Source organism: Kosakonia sp. H7A (genome assembly GCF_003028445.1).
Lineage (GTDB): Bacteria > Pseudomonadota > Gammaproteobacteria > Enterobacterales > Enterobacteriaceae > Kosakonia > Kosakonia radicincitans.
Genome location: NZ_PYTZ01000002.1, coordinates 730,460 through 748,325, shown reverse-complemented (window position 1 = coordinate 748,325; position 17,866 = coordinate 730,460). Strand labels below are relative to the sequence as shown.

Sequence of the window (17,866 nt, the reverse complement as noted above, 5' to 3'; positions counted from 1 at the left end):
ATGTTTAAGAAATTAGCCTGTTTTACTGGCTGGCTGGCGGTACTGTGCCTGTCGCTGATATTCAGTTTTATGCTCGGCCTGTGGCAAGGATGGAGCACCCCGGGGATCCTGTTGCTATGGCTGCTGGTGATGGTGCTTACCGCGCTGTTGTGGCACTCGCTTCCCGAGATATTGCTGCTTGTCAGAGGGAAAAAAGGCCGCCGCTGGTTCACCAAATACCGCTTATCGCGCCGGGAATATGTGCTGTTTAATCACTGGAAAGCGGGTGCCTCGGTCATCAAACGCATTCAACGTCGGCGTACGCATCTTCCGTGGTATTTGCTGGTCGGCGAACGTGGTGGCAAAAGTACGCTGCTTGCCAGCGCAGGGCTGCCCCGTTTTTATGGTGATAACGCCGACGGCACAACCGCCCCGACCCGCACGCTGCAGTGGTGGTTTTTTCGCGATCTGTGCGTGCTCGATCTGTCGAGCAATTTTTTAAACGGTGCTGCCACCTTCCGCCAGGCCTGGAGCAAACTTGCCCGCTGGTGCACGCGCATTCCCGCGCCTGGCGGCATCATTATTGCGTTGCCGATGAGCCAGTTAATGCGTGGCGATCTCAGCCAATTGCATGCGCTGGCCCGCCAGCAACGTAGCCTTGTCGAACCGCTGGTCAGGCACTATGGCGAACGTTTACCCCTCTATGTTTTAGTCACCCAGTGCGATAAGTTCCCCGGTTTTAGTTTGTGGCAGCATCAGCTCTCTGACGCCCAACGCCAGCAGGCATTGGGTTACACTTGGAGCGTGCCGCCGCATATTGATGGCCAGGACGACACCACGCTGCAACCGCTATTCGCGCGTCTGCACGAAGGGTTTTCTCTCGTGCGTCTGAGTATGGCGCGCCCGGCCACGCTCAGCGCGCCTGAGTACAATACCCTGTTGGATTTCCCGGAAGCCTTCGCCCGTCTGGAACCCGCCCTGCGCTACACGCTGGCCGCCCTGTGCGAAGCCAACGCCTATTTCAGCCCGGCCACGCTGAAGAGCATCTGGTTTTGTTCCGCCGAACCGCAGGTGGAAAATCAGGGTCGCCGCACCAGCTATTTCATCCAGGATCTGCTGACCCGCCACCTTCCGGCATTGAGTTTAAAAAGAAGCGGACTGCGTTGGTATCAGCGTTCATTCGGCAAAACCTGCTGCTACGCCGCAATCGGTATCTGCGCCCTCTGGCTGGCGATAAGCGCCAGCATGAGCGCCATGCGCTTGCGATCCGGGCTGGCAGAATTAGCGCCGGATAAGCTGGCGGCGTTTGTTGCCGCAGACGAGCAACATGCAACGCTGGCACTGCCCTGGCTGCCGTTTATGCCTTTATTCAACCAGCAACAACGCGAGGCTGAAACGTTGCTTGCCCGCATTCCAGTGACGGCGCGCCCTGCCCGGCAGACGCTGGAAGCGTATCAGCAACGCGCCCTTAGCGCGTCGCCCGCACAACAGCGACACGACATTCTGCAACTGGCGGCGGCGGTCACGCGCTGGCGACAAATGCAGCATGGCACGCCGCTGGATACGCTCGCCGAAGCCGCGCCGATTAGCGACGAGCTGACGCAAAATGTCTATCCGTCGGCATTATCGCCGCTGACCCGGCTGGCGCTGGAGCGTTATTACATTCAGCGTCCCTATGGCGAACGCTGGTTGCAGAACGCACAACGGGTGCTGGAAAATCTGGTCAATCACGATCTGTCGTTACGCTGGTTGCAGGCTCCGGACGCCGCATTTCCGCCGCTGCACGCAGCAACATTCTGGCCAGCATTACCCGATTCACTTGCTCTTGACGGGAAATGGACACAGGCCGGTGAAGCCACCGTTAATCAATGGATGGCAGAGATTGAAGCCGCTGCCGATCGTACTGAACCGATTTTTCAGCCATTGCGTGAAAGCTGGCAGGAGGCGAGGCAGCAGGCATGGCGTCAGTATCTGATCGACGTGACGGCGCACCTTTCACCGGATGAAACCGGCACGGCGTCGCGCCGCCAGTTGATTGCTATCAGCCAGAATCAAAGCCCGGCGATGCGCTTTGCCGCCCGCATCGTTGACGAGCTTGAGGCCATTCCGCCGGAACACGCGCAGCCCTGGCTGACCACGCTGCGTGACGTTCAGACGCTCGCCCGTGCGGGCGATGGCGCCGCGCTGCTGCAACGCACCGAGCGGCTCAACAAACAACTGCGCCTGTCCCTTGCTGCCTGGTTTCAGGGCAAAACTCAAACGGCCGCGGCTGCGACAGCGCAATCTGCCCAACAGGCATGGCTCGACTGGCAAAAGTCCCGTAACAGCGCCGTTAATGCGGCCGTAGCACAGGAAAAACCCGGCGATACGTTAACGCGTGGGCTTTTTACCCCCGGGCAACAAAAACCGGACACCAACCCGCTGGGCACTCTCCTGCCGGCACTTGCCACGTTGCAGGAACGCGTCTCGCCCGATGAGATCGATGCGGATGTGGCGGCGGTGTGGCGGCTGTATCAGGATGATGCCCGCGCGCTACTGGCGAACGCGATGGCCAGCAGCGCGTGTTGGTTGAATGCGCAATGGAAAAGCAGCGTGATCTGGCCGCTGGGGAAAAATGCCGAAAAACGCAGCTACGAAGAGCAACAAGAGCTTAGCCAGCAACTGGTGGGCAATTTTCTGCGCGGCCCGGCGAAGCCCATGCTGTCGGTGGACAATAATGGTCTTCGCGCCGCCGGTTTTGCCGGCATGACGTTGCCATTCACGGCGGAATTTAGCCAGTTTCTCCGTAACGCCTTCCCCGCGGATATTCTTCAGGATCTGCCGCAACGCACCACCACCAAAATCCAGGATCAGAAAGCAACGTTGCAGGCCAAAGTCGCGGCGCTTGAGTTGCAACAAAGCAAACTCGAAAAACAGGTTGTGAAAACAACGGTCACCAGCCTGCCAGCAACCATCGCCGAAGGCGCGCAGGTTATCCCAACCGGAACACAGCTATTACTGAACTGCCAGAAAGGCGACCAGCTGCTCAGCAGTATGAATTTTGCCGACAAGGCCGATTTCACCTGGCAGCCGGGACAGTGCCACGGCGTCACGCTAAGCGTTATGTTCCCTGATTTTGTCGCCGTTGATCAGATTAATGGCGACGACGCCTGGCCGTGGTTTGTCAGCCTGTTCTCTTCAGGAGAAACGCTGATCGACAGCCATGATTTCGGTGACAGCGCAGAGTTGCTTAAGCGATTAGGCATCCAACAGATCCTCGTTCGTTTTGCCATGTCCAACACCCGCCCCCTTGAGGAGGCGTGGCAAAGCTGGAAAACGAACGCCGATGAAATCAGTTCCCTCACCCAACAAATCAGCGATCTCAACGAGCAGTCAGCGTATCCGCAACCTGACGAGTTAGCGGCGCACGCGCTTTCTGGTTTGCCCGACGAAATCACACAGTGTCAGTAACACCATTGAAGGTACTTTTATGAGCCATCATTTAAAACCAATAATTAATAAGCTTTCCGCTGAGGGACGAGCGGTACTTGACACCGCCGTCAGCCATGCGGTTTCTCTGCAACATACAGAAGTGACGCCAGAACATTTACTAATGGCAATACTGCGCCAGCAAAGCCCATTGATTGAGCAACTGGGATTACAGAGCGGGCTGCCGGTCAGCCGGTTGTTTGATGCATTACAGCAGGAGCTTCAGCACGAGCGGCCGCAACAAAACGCCGCGCCCCACTTTTCCCTCGCGCTGACCGAGTGGTTTATTGCGGGCTGGTTATTAGCAAGTAGCCACTGGGGACAAACCCAACTGACGCCCGCCGCCCTGCTGGGTGCGTTATTTGATGACGGCAATGCGTTACGGTTCGCCACCCCGGTGGAAAAAGCACTGCAATGCGACCGCCCCAAAGCGCTGGCGTTGCTGCAAAGCATCTATGCGCCCGCGCCTGCTCGCGACGAACAGCCAGCGGCCAGCACGTCTGCGCTGCAAAAATACACGCGCAATCTCAGTGAACTGGCACGTAAAGGCGAACTGGATCCAGTTCTGGGCCGCGAATCCGAGCTGCGCCAGATGGTGGATATTCTGTTACGCCGCCGCCAGAACAACCCAATTCTTACCGGCGAGCCAGGTGTCGGGAAAACGGCGCTTGCCGAAGCGCTGGCGATGCGCATTGTCGCAGGCACCTTTCCACAGATGCTGGAATCGACAGAGATTTTGACGCTGGATTTGGGCTTATTGCAGGCCGGAGCGAGCGTGAAAGGTGAGTTTGAAAACCGGCTTCAGCAGTTACTGAAGGAGGTCGCCCGCGCACCCACGCCAATTATTTTATTTATTGATGAAGCGCACACGCTGATTGGCGCAGGGGGATCCGCCGGACAAAGCGATGCGGCTAACTTACTTAAACCCGCGCTGGCGCGCGGCGAGTTGCGAATTATTGCCGCCACAACCTGGGCGGAATATAAAAAATACTTCGAGAAAGATGCCGCGCTGGCGCGCCGCTTTCAGCTCATTAAAGTGGCGGAGCCGGATACAGATAAGGCAACGACGATGTTACGCGCGATGGCACCGGCCATGTCCCGACATCACGGGATCCCCATCCTCGAAAGCGCCATCCATGCCGCTATTTCCCTCTCCAGCCGTTACATTGCAGAACGGCAGCTTCCCGACAAATCGGTGAGTTTACTGGATACCGCCTGCGCCCGCGTGGCGATATCACAAACTCAGGAACCGAAAGAGATTGAGGCGATCTGCGTGCAACTGCGCGCCATTGAATGCGAGATAGCAGCACTGAAACGAGAAAACAGTGCGCCTGAGCGGCGGGAAAAACTTCGTCAGCAGGCCACGAACTTGCAGAGCGCTCTCGATTCATTGCGCCAGGAATGGGATCGGCAAACGCTGTTGGTACAACAGTTACAGCAGAGCCAGGATGCCGAAGAAATTACGCGGATGCGTGAAGCGCTGGCTGCATGTCACCAGCAGCATGCAATGGTGTTTGAATGCGTGGATGCCGCCTGCGTGGCGGACGTGGTTGCAGACTGGACCGGTATCCCGCTCGGACACATGCTGGAACAGGAGCACCAGCAACTGGACACCCTGTGCGAACGGCTTGAACAGCGGATTATTGGGCAAAGACATGCCCTCAAGCATATCACGCAACAAATTCGTATCAGCCGTGCCGGGCTTGCCGATCCGCAAAAACCCACCGGCGTTTACATGCTGGCCGGTCCCTCCGGAATCGGCAAAACCGAAACGTCGCTGGCGCTGGCAGAACTGCTGTATGGCGGGGAAAAGAGCATGGTGACCATTAATATGTCCGAGTACCAGGAAGCGCACTCCGTTTCCGGGCTGAAAGGTTCACCGCCAGGCTATGTGGGTTACGGTCAGGGTGGCGTCCTTACCGAAGCCGTCCGCCGTAATCCCTACTGTGTAGTACTGCTGGATGAAGTGGAAAAAGCGCATCCGGACGTCATGGAGCTGTTCTATCAAATTTTCGATAAGGGCATCATCGAAGATGCAGAAGGACAGATGATTAACTTCCGTAACACACTGATTATTATGACGTCGAATCTGGCCAGCGCGGCGCTGATTAGTGCCTGGGAAAAAGGCAAAACGTCGCCGGAGGCGTTGTGCAATATTATTCGCCCTGAGTTTGAGCGCGTTTTCAGCCCGGCGTTAATGGGACGCATGACGCTGATCCCTTACCTGCCCTTGCAGCCGCAGGAACTGGCACAGATCATCGAGTTAAAGCTTCAGCACCTGTGCCGCCGTTATCAAACCGCGACAGAAAGCGACTCACGCCCCGGCTGGACAAATAAAGTGGTTAACTGGGTGGCAAAACGCTGTCAGGTGCAGCAAAGTGGCGCGCGCGATATTGACCAGATATTGACGTCACATTTATTACCGGTTCTGGCTAACCATGCGTTAACCCCAGCGGCAAAAAATGAAGTGAAAATTGATATCCTCAAAGATCAGCTGGTGTTGAAAGTATAACGACTAAAGTTAAATTTATTTCGCCCTGTAATGAGAGTCCAGCGTCAGGATCGTTTCGCTGAGGTTTTGTCGCTGGCTTTTGATTTATGGTTTATACTGATTCCATTCAGCAACTTTGCGTAACAACTTCATATAATAAAACATAAAAATCATGAATGGATTGGAATATTATACATTTAATATTTTATCAAAAATAATTTAATTCTTTCAAACCTGGATAAGAAAAAACAAAAAACCAGACAAGGTATCATCACTAAAAACTCAGAATAATAAACAAATCATTCAATCAAAATAATCCAGAGCTAACATTCATACAATTTATATTATTCATACTGACATTGTGAAAAACACCTTACATAATAATACAAGTAATTGATTTATAGAATATTTATTTACACCAACATATAAATATGTGAGATAAGAATCTTATTAAGAGGAAATATTTTTAAATTTATTGCCCTTACAATGTATGCTTATGCTTGTCGAAAGTGAATTCAATAAATAACCAAAAGGGGAATTAAATGAACTCGCATATATATCGCATTAACAATGAAGTGGACTTTAATATAACTGAACGCACTCTGTGCCGATGCGATATGTACTTGCCACCAGCATTATTGACTAAACCTGCATCTAAATGCCTTGAGCTTTTAATAACAAAAAAGCCCGGGGAGATTGTCACGCATAATGAACTTTATGATTATGCGTGGGAAAAGCGCACCAAGGAGACATCACCCAACACCTTATATCAAACCATATTCCAAATCAGACGTATTATTGCCACGACATTTAACACTAAAGAGCAATTCATTCTGACGCTTCCACGCGAAGGATTTTACTTTAATCCAGCGGTGAAAATCGAACCGCTTGAATATAAAGTAACCCACACAGATAAATACATCTCCAGAAATTTGAAATTTGCGTTACATACAGCAAACCACGAATCTGAAATTCATGCTCAGCTTAACACGCTGCATCAGATTCTGCTGGATGTATGCGACAAGGTTAGCTTTATTGAAAAACTCACCCGCACGGAACATGAAAGCAAGGCGCCCACTGGCTACTTTTTAAAATGAACCGAAGGCCATCTGTGGAGATCGTTTAACTTCTTACTGCAAAAAGGTTATCTATGAAAAACAGGACATAATTCGCTCATTAAAAAAATAACAAACGCATCACTTATTCTAAATTAACTACATCTGTCTCACTTTTGAGTTTTTTCGCATGATGTGTACTCCTTTGTCGGTAATGTTGCGGAGCAGATCTCGCATTGCCGGCCAGTTACAGGTCATTACTGCCATTGAATCGTCTCAACGAGGAAAGCGATTTATCCGCAAAGCAGAGTATATTATTGAATCCTTCGACTTATGCTAGCCTGTTATTACATTATTAAATCTTCCGCTATCAATTCCTGCCTTATGAATAAACCTTAGCACTTAATTAAGACAGATATTATGGCGTTCAATCATAAACATTCATAAACTACAACTACGATTAATAAACATTATTACGAATCAACTGAAAAACGGTGACCTCCGTAAGACACTGTTCATGCTGTGTTTCGCTTTCAGCGATTTACAGCGTTCTTCCTTTAACTCAAATAATTTTCGAGGCGCACATGCGAATATTAGGGAAAAAGATCAAATCCAATATATTTAATGATTCATATTTTGAGCTTGAAAGCTGGAAAAAGGTTTATCGAAAAACACTTTTAATACCGCAAACATCACCCTCAAGAAAAAATGCTCATCGCGACAATTTAGCTTTAATCCATACAATCCGTGATATAAAGGATGATAATTCACCATTTTTTAACGGCAGAGCAGAAGATATTATTGCCACATGGGATATAGTGAGCAGTTCGCTTATTCGTATGCAATCGTCCTGCTACGATCGTAGCCAATGGGCTGATGTCGGATTTATCCTTGCTGCTCCACCGCAAAATATCATTGGCACATTTCACAAAGATGTCTGGTTTCCCAACCATGCAGGAAATCAAAGTTGGGAAAATAAAAACTCCTACTCGCTCAGCGACAGATATTTTTTGGGCATCAATAAGAGCTACAATAATGCAAAGGTGAGGAAATATATAAAAAGCGCTATGCCTGACCAAACCTATGCCTCCATGATGAGCCCGGAAAGGCTAATTTCCGAATCTGACGGCGTATATCATAACGAAGTGCTGATTGTGGGTAAAAAAGATATCAATACCTATGCTGATTTTCCTCCCACCGACAGGGTGAAAGTTTGCGGTATCTATTTTTACTATGAAAGAGGCCAAAACCATAAACTTCCGCAGTATCAACAAAACAGAGAATTAATTGAAAAATTAAAACAGCACAACCCCGACCTGCCTGTCATCGAACATTCCGTCTGGGGGGGTGAGCTTTCCGCTTTTTCGTGGTAAAGGCGTTTATCCCACCTTTTCTCCTGGCCAGTGGCGGAGTCTCTCCGCCCTTTTCCCTCTCTTTCTCCCCCCGCCAACAGACGAAGATCTGCTCATCCTCCCCGCTTTTATGGGTACGATCAAACAAGGCACAAAAAAACCGGAACAAGCGTAGCGCGATTGCTAAGGTTGATGAGACAGCAATAAATTTATGTGACGTTTGTCGATTTTTTATGCATTAAAAGAAAGGTATTAGCTATCAAATCTGTAGATTTATTCAGGTACCTTTTACTGGAAGCAGTGTATATCGTAACGGCATTACACAAGCAAATGGAGCCAGATATGAGCACGTCAGACGAACAACCCCTCTCTTCAGCCGTCGAGAAATGCCCTTTCCATGATAAAGCCAGCAAGCAGAGCACTGCCGGTGCCACCAGCAACCGCGACTGGTGGCCGAATCAGTTGCGTGTCGATCTGCTGAACCAGCACTCTAACCGCTCCAATCCGCTGGGTGAGTCCTTTAACTACCGCGAAGAGTTTAAAAAACTCGACTACTCCGCACTGAAAGCTGATATCCGTAACGTGTTGACCGATTCACAATCCTGGTGGCCTGCCGACTGGGGCAGTTACATCGGGCTTTTCATTCGTATGGCCTGGCACAGCGCCGGAACGTACCGTACCGTTGATGGCCGTGGCGGTTCCGGACGCGGCCAGCAGCGCTTTGCACCGCTGAACTCCTGGCCAGATAACGTCAGCCTTGATAAAGCGCGCCGCCTGCTGTGGCCGGTAAAACAGAAATATGGCCAGAAAATCTCCTGGGCCGATTTGATCATTCTGGCGGGGAACGTGGCGCTGGAAAATGCCGGTTTCCGCACCTTCGGTTTTGGCGCGGGCCGCGAAGATGTCTGGGAACCGGATTTCGACGTCGACTGGGGTAACGAGAAAGAGTGGCTGAGCCATCGTCATCCGGAAAGCCTGGCGCAGGCAGCGATTGGTGCCACCGAAATGGGGCTGATTTACGTCAACCCGGAAGGCCCGAATGCCAGCGGTGAACCCGTTTCCGCAGCCTCGGCGATTCGCGCCACCTTCGGTAATATGGGGATGAACGATGAAGAGACCGTCGCGCTGATCGCCGGTGGTCATACGCTGGGTAAAACCCACGGTGCCGCAAAACCGGACGACTACGTAGGCCCGGAACCGGAAGCCGCGCCGCTGGAAGCGCAGGGCTTTGGCTGGATGAACAGCTATGGCAGCGGCGCAGGCGCTGATGCAATTACCTCCGGGCTGGAAGTGGCGTGGACACAAACGCCAACCCAGTGGAGCAACTACTTCTTCGAGAACCTGTTCAAATATGAGTGGGTACAGACCCGCAGCCCGGCTGGCGCGATCCAGTTTGAAGCCGTCGATGCGCCGGAAATCATCCCGGACCCGTTTGATCCGGCGAAAAAACGTAAACCCACCATGCTGGTTACCGACCTGACGCTGCGTTTTGATCCGGAATTCGAGAAAATTTCTCGCCGTTTCCTTAACGATCCGCAGGCATTTAACGAAGCCTTTGCCCGCGCATGGTTCAAACTGACGCACCGTGATATGGGGCCAAAATCCCGTTACATCGGACCTGAAGTTCCGCATGAAGATCTGATTTGGCAGGATCCGCTGCCGGCTGCCACTTATCATCCTGACGGCGCAGATATCGCCAACCTGAAAGCGGATATCGCCGCATCAGGCCTGTCGGTCAGCGATCTGGTTTCGGTGGCCTGGGCTTCCGCTTCCACCTTCCGTGGCGGCGATAAACGCGGCGGCGCTAACGGCGCACGTCTTGCGCTTGCCCCGCAAAACAGCTGGGAAGTGAATGCCCGCGCAGTGAAAGCCTTACCGGTACTGCAACGCATTCAGCAGGCGTCGGCAAAAGCCTCGCTGGCCGATATCATTGTGCTGGCCGGTGTGGTTGGCGTTGAGCAGGCGGCAGCATCGGCAGGTGTACAGGTGAATGTGCCGTTTACACCGGGACGCGTTGATGCACGTCAGGATCAAACGGATGTCGACTCCTTCAATCTGATGGAGCCGCTGGCCGATGGTTTCCGTAACTACCGCCGCGTGTGGGATGGTGTGAGCACCGAAACCCTGCTGATTGATAAAGCACAGCAACTGACGCTGACCGCCCCAGAACTGACAGCGCTTGTTGGCGGGCTGCGTGTTCTGGGTGCTAACTACGACGACAGCAAACACGGCGTCTTTACCGATCGCGTCGGGGTGCTGAGCACCGACTTCTTCGTCAACCTGCTGGATATGCGCACCGCGTGGAAAGCAACCGATGAAAAAGCGGAACTGTTTGAAGGCCGCGATCGTCAGAGCGGAGAAGTACGCTACACGGCGACACGCGCCGATCTGGTCTTCGGCTCCAACTCGGTACTGCGCGCATTGGCAGAAGTCTACGCCAGCAGCGATGCGAAACAGAAATTCGTTATCGATTTCGTTGCCGCGTGGACGAAAGTGATGAATCTGGATCGCTTCGATCTGCAATAAACTGCACTGCGGCAAACAACACACCTGCGGGATCAAACCCGCAGGTTTTTTTATGTCTGTCGCCTGTTTAGTGACAGTGTCACATGTGTCTGCAAGCAAAAAAATCCCGACGAGGCTGCCGGGAAACCGTTGATAACGAGTTTTGCTGACCGCGCTCCGCGATCGAAGAGTAACAACTGATGAAGCCAGACACCGCGAGAAGTACGCTTCGGGGCAGGCTTGCGCCATTAAACGGCAGGAATGTAACGCAGAGATGACGGCGGGATTTCAGGAAAAATAAGCACCATGGCGACATCATTATTCCTGTCGCCTGAAAACAGGTCTTCAAAAAATATAGTTTAAAAATCAGTCAGATGCTGAGGCCTCTTCTTGATCGAGCCTGAGCACAAAATGGTTATTATGGCGGGTGATTTTTGCGCCGCTGTCGCCATAATTCGCAGAAAGCATGAAGAAGGCATCGGCATCGACATCAAATGCCAGCTCCACCTCCGTCTGCTTACCAGAGGTAATCATTTGATATGCCTGCTTTAAGTTATACGCTTTTGCAATTGCCATGGATAAATCCTCGCGTGAGATGCGACCGATAAAAATCCTGTACTCTAGTTATAGTAGCGATTTGGAAATTCGTTTGCTTCTTATTAACGGCCTTTCAGATTTGGATCAGGTCAGCCCTTACGCTTAAAATTCTGTTCGCATCTTGACTTATAATGTGGCAAGTGTACTTTTCAGGACATGAAGAGATTCCTGATTATCGTTCCCGATGGCGGCATGTTATTCGAAGCCGCCGGAATTGCCGACATTCTGATGCAGGCCAATCGCCTGCATGCTGATGAAACCCAACAGCCCCGTTACCGGGTGAGCATCGCCACCACGCAGCCGCACCAGGTGATCCACGGCCAGTCTGGCCTGAATCTGCTGGCCGATTTCCGTTTGCCGGAACTGGACCCGCGCGAGCCATGGGATACCATCATGATCACCGGACGCGGAACCAATGAAGAAGAAGGCACCGCCGTCGTTGACTGGCTGCGTCTTGCCGCCCCCCATGCCGACAGAGTGGCTTCCATCTGCGGCGGCGCGATGCTGCTGGCAGAAACCGGGTTGCTTGATGGTCGGCGTGCCACCACCCACTGGCGGCTGCTCGAAACCATGCAGTCGCGCTATCCGTTGGTCAAAGTCGAAAGCGGCCCGCTCTATATTCAGGATGGGCCAATATGGACTTCCGGCGGTGTCAGCTCCGGTTTTGACCTGACGCTGGCGCTGGTCGAAGAGGATTACGGTTTCACCCTCGCGCGCGACGTCGCGCAGGATCTGGTGATGTATTTGCGCCGTCCCGGCGGCCAGTTACAGTTTAGCCGCTACCATCTGCAACAGGCAGAGAGTATCGGGCCGGTCAGCGAGTTGCAAAGCTGGATCCTGGAAAACCTGACCGGCGATCTCTCGGTCGAAAAGCTTGCCGAACGCGTGGCGATGAGTCCGCGCAATTTCACCCGCGTCTTTACCCGTGAAACCGGCATCCCTCCGGCGCGTTATGTTGCTGAAGCGCGGCTTGCCGCTGCCAGACACCGCCTGGAGCAAACCCGCGAAACGCTGGAGAGCGTGGCTGCCGCCACAGGTTTCGGCAACAGCATCAACTTACGCCGCATCTTTGAGCGTCAACTGCACCTTACCCCCGGCGAGTATCGCCAGCGCTTCCACTGCCGCAAAATGGCGTAAAGTGATCCTTATCCGTCCTTTACGCCAAAACGCTGCCGCCCTAAAGTGACTTCAGACACGAAAAAGAAGGAGTCAATCATGGTTAAGGTCGGCATTAACGGTTTTGGCAGGATCGGGCGCAATGTACTGCGCGCCGCGCTCGGTAACCCAGAGATTCAGATCGTCGCCATCAACGATCTGACGGACAGCAAAACCCTCGCCCATCTGCTGAAACACGATTCACTGCTCGGCACGTTGCCGGTTCCGGTTGAAGCAGGTGAAGGCCAGTTGTTTGTCGATGGCAACGCGGTGCGCGTTTTCAGTGAACGCGATCCGGCGAACATTCCGTGGCGCGACGTTGGCGTGGAAATTGTGATTGAAGCCACCGGATTCTTTACCGATCGCGAAAAAGCCGCGGTGCATATCAGCCACGGCGGCGCAAAACGGGTGATTATCTCCGCGCCGGGGAAAAATGATGACCTGACTATCGTGCTCGGCGTTAACGACACGCAGTACGATCCGGCGCGCCACTTCGTGGTCAGCAACGGCAGTTGCACCACTAACGGGCTGGCGCCTGCTGCCCAGGTACTGCACCAGAACTTTGGTATTGAACACGGGTTGATGAATACCACCCACGCCTACACCAACAGCCAGGCGCTGCACGACCAGCCGGAAAAAGATCTGCGCGGCGCGCGTGCCGCAGCGCTCTCCATCGTGCCTTACTCAAGCGGCGCGGCGAAAGCGCTCGGCAAAGTGATCCCGGAACTGGACGGACGGCTGACCGGTTATTCGCTACGCGTACCGGTACCGGTGGTGTCGATCGTCGACTTAACGGTAACGCTGAAACGCGATGTGACCGTGGAAGAAGTGAATGACGCTTTCCGCAAAGCCGCCGCAAACGGGCCGCTGAAAGGCATTCTCGGCTACAGCGATGAGCCGCTGGTGTCCAGTGATTATCAGGGCGATCCACGCTCTTCCATTATCGACGGCCTGTCGACGCTGGTGATTGGCGGCAATCTGGTGAAAATCCTCGCCTGGTACGATAACGAGTGGGGCTTCTCCAACCGGCTGGTGGATCTGACGAAACTGATGGCGCAGCGCGGTTTATAATCCGTCGCCCCCCAACAAACCACGCTACGGCGTGGTTTTTTATTGCTCGTCGCTGCCGCTCAGCGCGGCGAGCAGCTGTGCGCGGCGCTGCTCAAGGGTGGCGATTTGCGCTTCAATACGACCGAGGCGTTTACGCTGCAGTTCACGGGTTTGCGGGCAAAATGCGGCCCCTTCCGTGCTGCGCATGCATTCCGGAAAGGTGGCGATTTCCGCCAGACTAAACCCGGTAGCAATCAATTGTTGGATCTGACGCACCTGCCCGACCACCTGTGCAGAAAAATACCGATAGCCGTTACAGGCCCGCGTAGAACATAACAGACCATATCGATCATAGTGACGAATAGAGCGCACGCTGACGCCTGTTTGCCGGGCGAGTTCGCCAATCGATAGCATTTTTTCTCCTCGTTTGCTGCTTGACTCTGACACCAGTGTAAAGGTTGAGGATAGCCACGAATCGTTAACCGGAGGAACATTTTATGCTGTTATCGCGTGGTCGTAATCTTGCCTTCATCCTGCTGCTGTTTTGCGCCTCACTGTACGCGCAGGATAAACACTATACCGTTGTCTCGTCAGACGGGGTACCGCTGGCTGTACAGGAAACCGGCGCTGCGGACGGTCAGCCCATCATCTTTATTCATGGGCTTTTAGGCAGCCATCTTAACTGGGAGAAACAGTGGCAGGATCCCGCCCTGCAGCGCTTTCGCCTGATCAGTTTCGACCTGCGCGGCCATGGCTTATCGGGCAAACCGGAGCAAGCAACAGCTTATACGGAAAGCCGTCGCTGGGCGGATGATGTTGCAGCCGTTATCAAAGGCAGCGGCGCAAACAAGCCGCTTCTGGTGGGCTGGTCGCTGGGTGGCGCCGTAAATAGCCACTATCTGGCGGCCTACGGCGATAAACAGATTGCTGGCGTGTTGTATGTCGATGGCGTGGTCGAACTCACACCAGAGCAAATACCGGCTCACCCGCAGGTTTATCAGGATATGGTGTCAGCGGATCTGAAAACCCATCTGGCAGGTGAGCGTGATTTCCTGCGTCTGTGCTTCCATCAGCAACCCGACACCGCCACGTTTGAGCGTCTGCTGGCTAACGCTGCGCTGGCCTCGTGGACAATGCAACGCGCGGTGCCGCAAATGAAAGTGTCACTCGCGCAGGGGCTGGGCAAAGCAAAAGTACCGGTACTGTTTATTTACGGGGAAAAAGATCAACTGGTGAACCCACAAGCTTCACTGGCGCGGGCCAGAAGCGTAAATCCGCACATACGTACGCTGCTGTACGCCGATTCGGGACACGCGCCCTTTTTAGAAGAACCGCAGCGTTTCAACCGGGATCTGGCGGCATTTGCCGACTCACTCCAGTAACAAAACGGGGCATAGCGCCCCGTTTTTTTATCGCAACACTATCACAACGACATATCCACCACGATGCGGCCGGTGATTTTCCCGGCGCGCATCCGATCAAAGATGCTGTTGATATTCTCCAGCGGTTCAACGGCAATTTCCGCATGCACTTTATTGCGCCCGGCAAAATCCAGCGCCTCTTGCAGATCTTTGCGCGTTCCCACAATTGAGCCGCGCACGGTGATGCCATCCAGCACCATGTCGAAGATCGAGAGGTCGAATTTGCCCGGCGGCAGCCCATTTAGCACCATCGTCCCGCCGCGGCGCATCATGGTGGTTGCCTGTTCAAACGCTTTTGGTGACACCGCCGTGACCAGCACGCCGTGCGCGCCGCCAAACTCGGCGTGGAAGCGCTTGCCGGGATCCTCTTCGCGCCCATTGACGACCACCGATGCGCCGAGCCGACGAGCAAATTCGAGCTTGTCATCGTCAATGTCCACCGCCGCCACATTCATCCCCATCGCCACGGCATACTGGATCGCCAGATGACCCAGACCGCCGATCCCGGAGATCACCACCCATTCACCGGCGCGGGCTTCCGTCATCTTCAGCCCTTTGTAAACCGTTACCCCGGCACAGAGGATTGGCGCAATCGCGTGGAATTCGACGTTATCCGGCAGGATGCCGACATAGTTGGCATCCGCCAGGCAATATTCGGCAAAAGTGCCGTTTACCGAATAACCGGAGTTCTGTTGCCCGTGGCACAAGGTCTCCCAGCCGCTCAGGCAGTGTTCGCAGTGCCCGCAGGCAGAATAAAGCCACGGCACGCCAACCCGATCGCCCTCTTTCACATGCGTCACGCCCGGCCCCACCGCAACCACGTGACCAACGCCTTCGTGGCCGGGAATAAACGGCGGATTCGGTTTCACCGGCCAGTCGCCTTCTGCGGCATGCAAATCGGTATGGCAAACGCCGGTCGCCTCGATCTTGACCAGAATTTTGCCCGGCGCTACCGCAGGCACCATTACCTCTTCAATCACCAGCGGTTGCCCGAATGCTTTAACCACTGCCGCTTTCATCGTTTTCAATTGCATATCATTACCTCATCCTGATGAGATTGATTAATACAGACCCAGTGGCGTTCCGCTGTAGCTGACCAGCAGGTTTTTAATCTGCTGATAATGACTCAGCGCCAGCTTGTGCGTTTCGCGCCCAACGCCCGAATTTTTGTACCCGCCAAAAGCCGCATGTGCCGGGTAGAGGTGGTAACAGTTAGTCCACACGCGCCCGGCTTTAATGCCACGCCCCATGCGCCATGCGCGGTTGATATCCAGCGTCCACACCCCGGCGCCAAGACCGAATTCGGTATCGTTGGCAATACGCAGCGCTTCAGCCTCATCTTTGAAAGTGGTGATCCCGAGCACCGGCCCAAAAATTTCTTCCTGGAAACAGCGCATGCCGTTATGGCCTTTAATCAATGTCGGCTGAATGTAGAAGCCGTTTTGCAGGCTATCCCCGTGCTTGATCAGCTCGCCGCCGGTGATGATTTCGCCCCCTTCTTCACGGGCGATATTGATATAGGAAAGGATTTTGTCGTACTGCTCCTGCGAAGCCTGCGCGCCGATCATTGTCTCGGTGTCAAAGGGGTCGCCTTTGCGGATGTTTTCCATACGCGCCAGCACTTTTTCCACGAACTGCGGATAGATGGACTCCTGCACCAACACGCGGGACGGACAGGTACAGACTTCGCCCTGATTGAAGAAGCCAAGCACAACGCCTTCGACGGCTTTATCGATAAATTCAGCATCGCCATTCAGCACATCTTCAAAGTAAATATTGGGGGATTTGCCGCCCAGCTCGACGGTGCTGGGAATAATGTTTTCCGCCGCGCAGGAGAGGATGTGGCGACCTATCGGCGTCGAGCCGGTAAAAGCAATTTTCTCAATGCGTTTGCTGCGCGCCAGCGGTTCGCCCGCTTCCGTACCAAAGCCATGAACCACATTGAGCACGCCTTTTGGCAGCAGATCGCCAATCAGCTCCATCAGCACGCAGATACCGAGCGGCGTTTGCTCTGCGGGTTTCAGCACCACGCAGTTACCCGCCGCCAGCGCAGGCGCCAGTTTCCAGGCCGCCATTAAAATCGGGAAGTTCCACGGAATGATCTGCCCGACCACACCGAGCGGTTCATAGATATGATAAGCCACCGTATTGCTGTCGATTTCCGCGGCTGTGCCTTCCTGCGCCCGGATGCAACCGGCAAAGTAGCGGAAGTGATCAACCGCCAGCGGAATATCCGCCCCCATCGTTTCGCGGATAGGTTTCCCGTTGTCCCATGTTTCTGTTAACGCCAGCACTTCCAGATTGGCTTCAATGCGGTCTGCAATCGCCAGCAGCACATTCGAACGTTCCTGCACGCTGGTTTTTCCCCAGGCGTCGGCGGCAGCATGCGCTGCATCCAGAGCCTTCTCTATATCCACCGCGCCCGAACGCGGGAATTCGGCAATCACCTGTCCGGTTACCGGCGAGGTATTGGTAAACCAGCCGCCCTCTACCGGGTCTACAAATTTTCCGTCGATATAGTTGCCATAACGCTGTTTAAAAGAGACTTTTGCGCCATCAAGGCCAGGGTGAGCGTATTTCATCAGATGTTCCTCTTTTATTATCGGTACAGGTGAGGCGTCTCGCGCCAGGGCGGACAAAGGAACATAAGCACTTCTTATGCCAGATTACTGCTGACATAAGGGTAAATGGATTTTCTCTTTGAGAAACAATGAATAACAGGCGGGTTTAAAGATTAATCGTACAAAACGGCAAAAAATGATGTGCAAGCGAGTACAGGAATTGTGTCGCACG

General features: G+C 53.6%; 12 protein-coding genes. 8 read left to right on the top strand and 4 right to left on the bottom strand.

The genetic code is table 11. The features are described from left to right. The 5 genes from CWM66_RS11520 (at position 1) to katG (ending at position 10,871) form a co-directional block, all read left to right on the top strand. Positions 1-3,429: a type VI secretion protein IcmF/TssM N-terminal domain-containing protein gene (locus CWM66_RS11520; protein ID WP_107146673.1), complete on the top strand. Its 3,429-nt coding sequence runs from the start codon at positions 1-3 to the stop codon at positions 3,427-3,429. A 19-nt stretch (positions 3,430-3,448) separates the two neighbouring features. Further along, positions 3,449-5,959 (top strand): type VI secretion system ATPase TssH, encoded by a 2,511-nt coding sequence (gene tssH, locus CWM66_RS11515; RefSeq protein ID WP_107146672.1) that lies wholly within the window; start codon positions 3,449-3,451, stop codon positions 5,957-5,959. Positions 5,960-6,480: 521 nt separating this feature from the next. Further along, entirely contained in the window at positions 6,481-7,035 is a 555-nt protein-coding gene (locus tag CWM66_RS11510; RefSeq protein ID WP_007371745.1) for a winged helix-turn-helix domain-containing protein, read from the top strand. Positions 7,036-7,577: 542 nt separating this feature from the next. Further along, on the top strand, positions 7,578-8,366 hold the full coding sequence (locus tag CWM66_RS11505) for a hypothetical protein (RefSeq protein ID WP_007371744.1): 789 nt from the start codon (positions 7,578-7,580) through the stop codon (positions 8,364-8,366). Between the two features lie 321 nt (positions 8,367-8,687). After that, entirely contained in the window at positions 8,688-10,871 is a 2,184-nt protein-coding gene (gene katG, locus CWM66_RS11500; protein ID WP_007371743.1) for a catalase/peroxidase HPI, read from the top strand. Positions 10,872-11,216: 345 nt separating this feature from the next. On the opposite strand, the gene CWM66_RS11495 is transcribed toward katG, so the two are convergent. Beyond that, positions 11,217-11,426 carry a hypothetical protein gene (locus tag CWM66_RS11495; protein WP_007371742.1) on the bottom strand — a complete coding sequence of 70 codons (210 nt, stop codon included), beginning with the start codon at positions 11,424-11,426 and terminating at the stop codon, positions 11,217-11,219. A 177-nt stretch (positions 11,427-11,603) separates the two neighbouring features. Between CWM66_RS11495 and CWM66_RS11490 the strand changes: the two genes are divergently transcribed. Both CWM66_RS11490 and gap read left to right on the top strand, forming a co-directional pair. Continuing rightward, positions 11,604-12,584 (top strand): GlxA family transcriptional regulator, encoded by a 981-nt coding sequence (locus tag CWM66_RS11490; protein WP_035888615.1) that lies wholly within the window; start codon positions 11,604-11,606, stop codon positions 12,582-12,584. A 78-nt stretch (positions 12,585-12,662) separates the two neighbouring features. Further along, entirely contained in the window at positions 12,663-13,673 is a 1,011-nt protein-coding gene (gap, locus tag CWM66_RS11485; protein ID WP_007371739.1) for a type I glyceraldehyde-3-phosphate dehydrogenase, read from the top strand. A gap of 39 nt (positions 13,674-13,712) precedes the next feature. Here the strand turns inward: gap and CWM66_RS11480 are convergent, their stop codons facing one another. Then, positions 13,713-14,066, bottom strand: a complete 354-nt coding sequence (locus CWM66_RS11480) for a MerR family transcriptional regulator (RefSeq protein WP_007371738.1) — start codon at positions 14,064-14,066, stop codon at positions 13,713-13,715. A gap of 83 nt (positions 14,067-14,149) precedes the next feature. Here CWM66_RS11480 and CWM66_RS11475 point away from each other — a divergent pair, with 83 nt between their 5' ends. After that, positions 14,150-15,034, top strand: coding sequence for an alpha/beta fold hydrolase (locus tag CWM66_RS11475; RefSeq protein WP_035888618.1), 885 nt, complete (start codon positions 14,150-14,152; stop codon positions 15,032-15,034). A 41-nt stretch (positions 15,035-15,075) separates the two neighbouring features. On the opposite strand, the gene adhP is transcribed toward CWM66_RS11475, so the two are convergent. Together adhP and CWM66_RS11465 are read right to left on the bottom strand one after the other, a co-directional pair. Then, positions 15,076-16,107 carry an alcohol dehydrogenase AdhP gene (gene adhP, locus CWM66_RS11470; RefSeq protein WP_035888619.1) on the bottom strand — a complete coding sequence of 344 codons (1,032 nt, stop codon included), beginning with the start codon at positions 16,105-16,107 and terminating at the stop codon, positions 15,076-15,078. A 27-nt stretch (positions 16,108-16,134) separates the two neighbouring features. After that, the gene (locus CWM66_RS11465; RefSeq protein ID WP_007371735.1) at positions 16,135-17,655 is read right to left on the bottom strand and encodes an aldehyde dehydrogenase family protein; all 1,521 of its coding nucleotides are present in this window, start codon (positions 17,653-17,655) and stop codon (positions 16,135-16,137) included. Positions 17,656-17,866: the final 211 nt, after the last annotated feature.

Bases quoted from the DNA above. Each gene is read 5' to 3' on its own strand.
- CWM66_RS11520 (WP_107146673.1), top strand. From the start codon at position 1: ATGTTTAAGAAATTAGCCTGTTTTACTGGCTGGCTGGCGGTACTGTGC.
- tssH (WP_107146672.1), top strand. From the start codon at position 3,449: ATGAGCCATCATTTAAAACCAATAATTAATAAGCTTTCCGCTGAGGGA.
- CWM66_RS11510 (WP_007371745.1), top strand. From the start codon at position 6,481: ATGAACTCGCATATATATCGCATTAACAATGAAGTGGACTTTAATATA.
- CWM66_RS11505 (WP_007371744.1), top strand. From the start codon at position 7,578: ATGCGAATATTAGGGAAAAAGATCAAATCCAATATATTTAATGATTCA.
- katG (WP_007371743.1), top strand. From the start codon at position 8,688: ATGAGCACGTCAGACGAACAACCCCTCTCTTCAGCCGTCGAGAAATGC.
- CWM66_RS11495 (WP_007371742.1), bottom strand. From the start codon at position 11,426: ATGGCAATTGCAAAAGCGTATAACTTAAAGCAGGCATATCAAATGATT.
- CWM66_RS11490 (WP_035888615.1), top strand. From the start codon at position 11,604: ATGAAGAGATTCCTGATTATCGTTCCCGATGGCGGCATGTTATTCGAA.
- gap (WP_007371739.1), top strand. From the start codon at position 12,663: ATGGTTAAGGTCGGCATTAACGGTTTTGGCAGGATCGGGCGCAATGTA.
- CWM66_RS11480 (WP_007371738.1), bottom strand. From the start codon at position 14,066: ATGCTATCGATTGGCGAACTCGCCCGGCAAACAGGCGTCAGCGTGCGC.
- CWM66_RS11475 (WP_035888618.1), top strand. From the start codon at position 14,150: ATGCTGTTATCGCGTGGTCGTAATCTTGCCTTCATCCTGCTGCTGTTT.
- adhP (WP_035888619.1), bottom strand. From the start codon at position 16,107: ATGCAATTGAAAACGATGAAAGCGGCAGTGGTTAAAGCATTCGGGCAA.
- CWM66_RS11465 (WP_007371735.1), bottom strand. From the start codon at position 17,655: ATGAAATACGCTCACCCTGGCCTTGATGGCGCAAAAGTCTCTTTTAAA.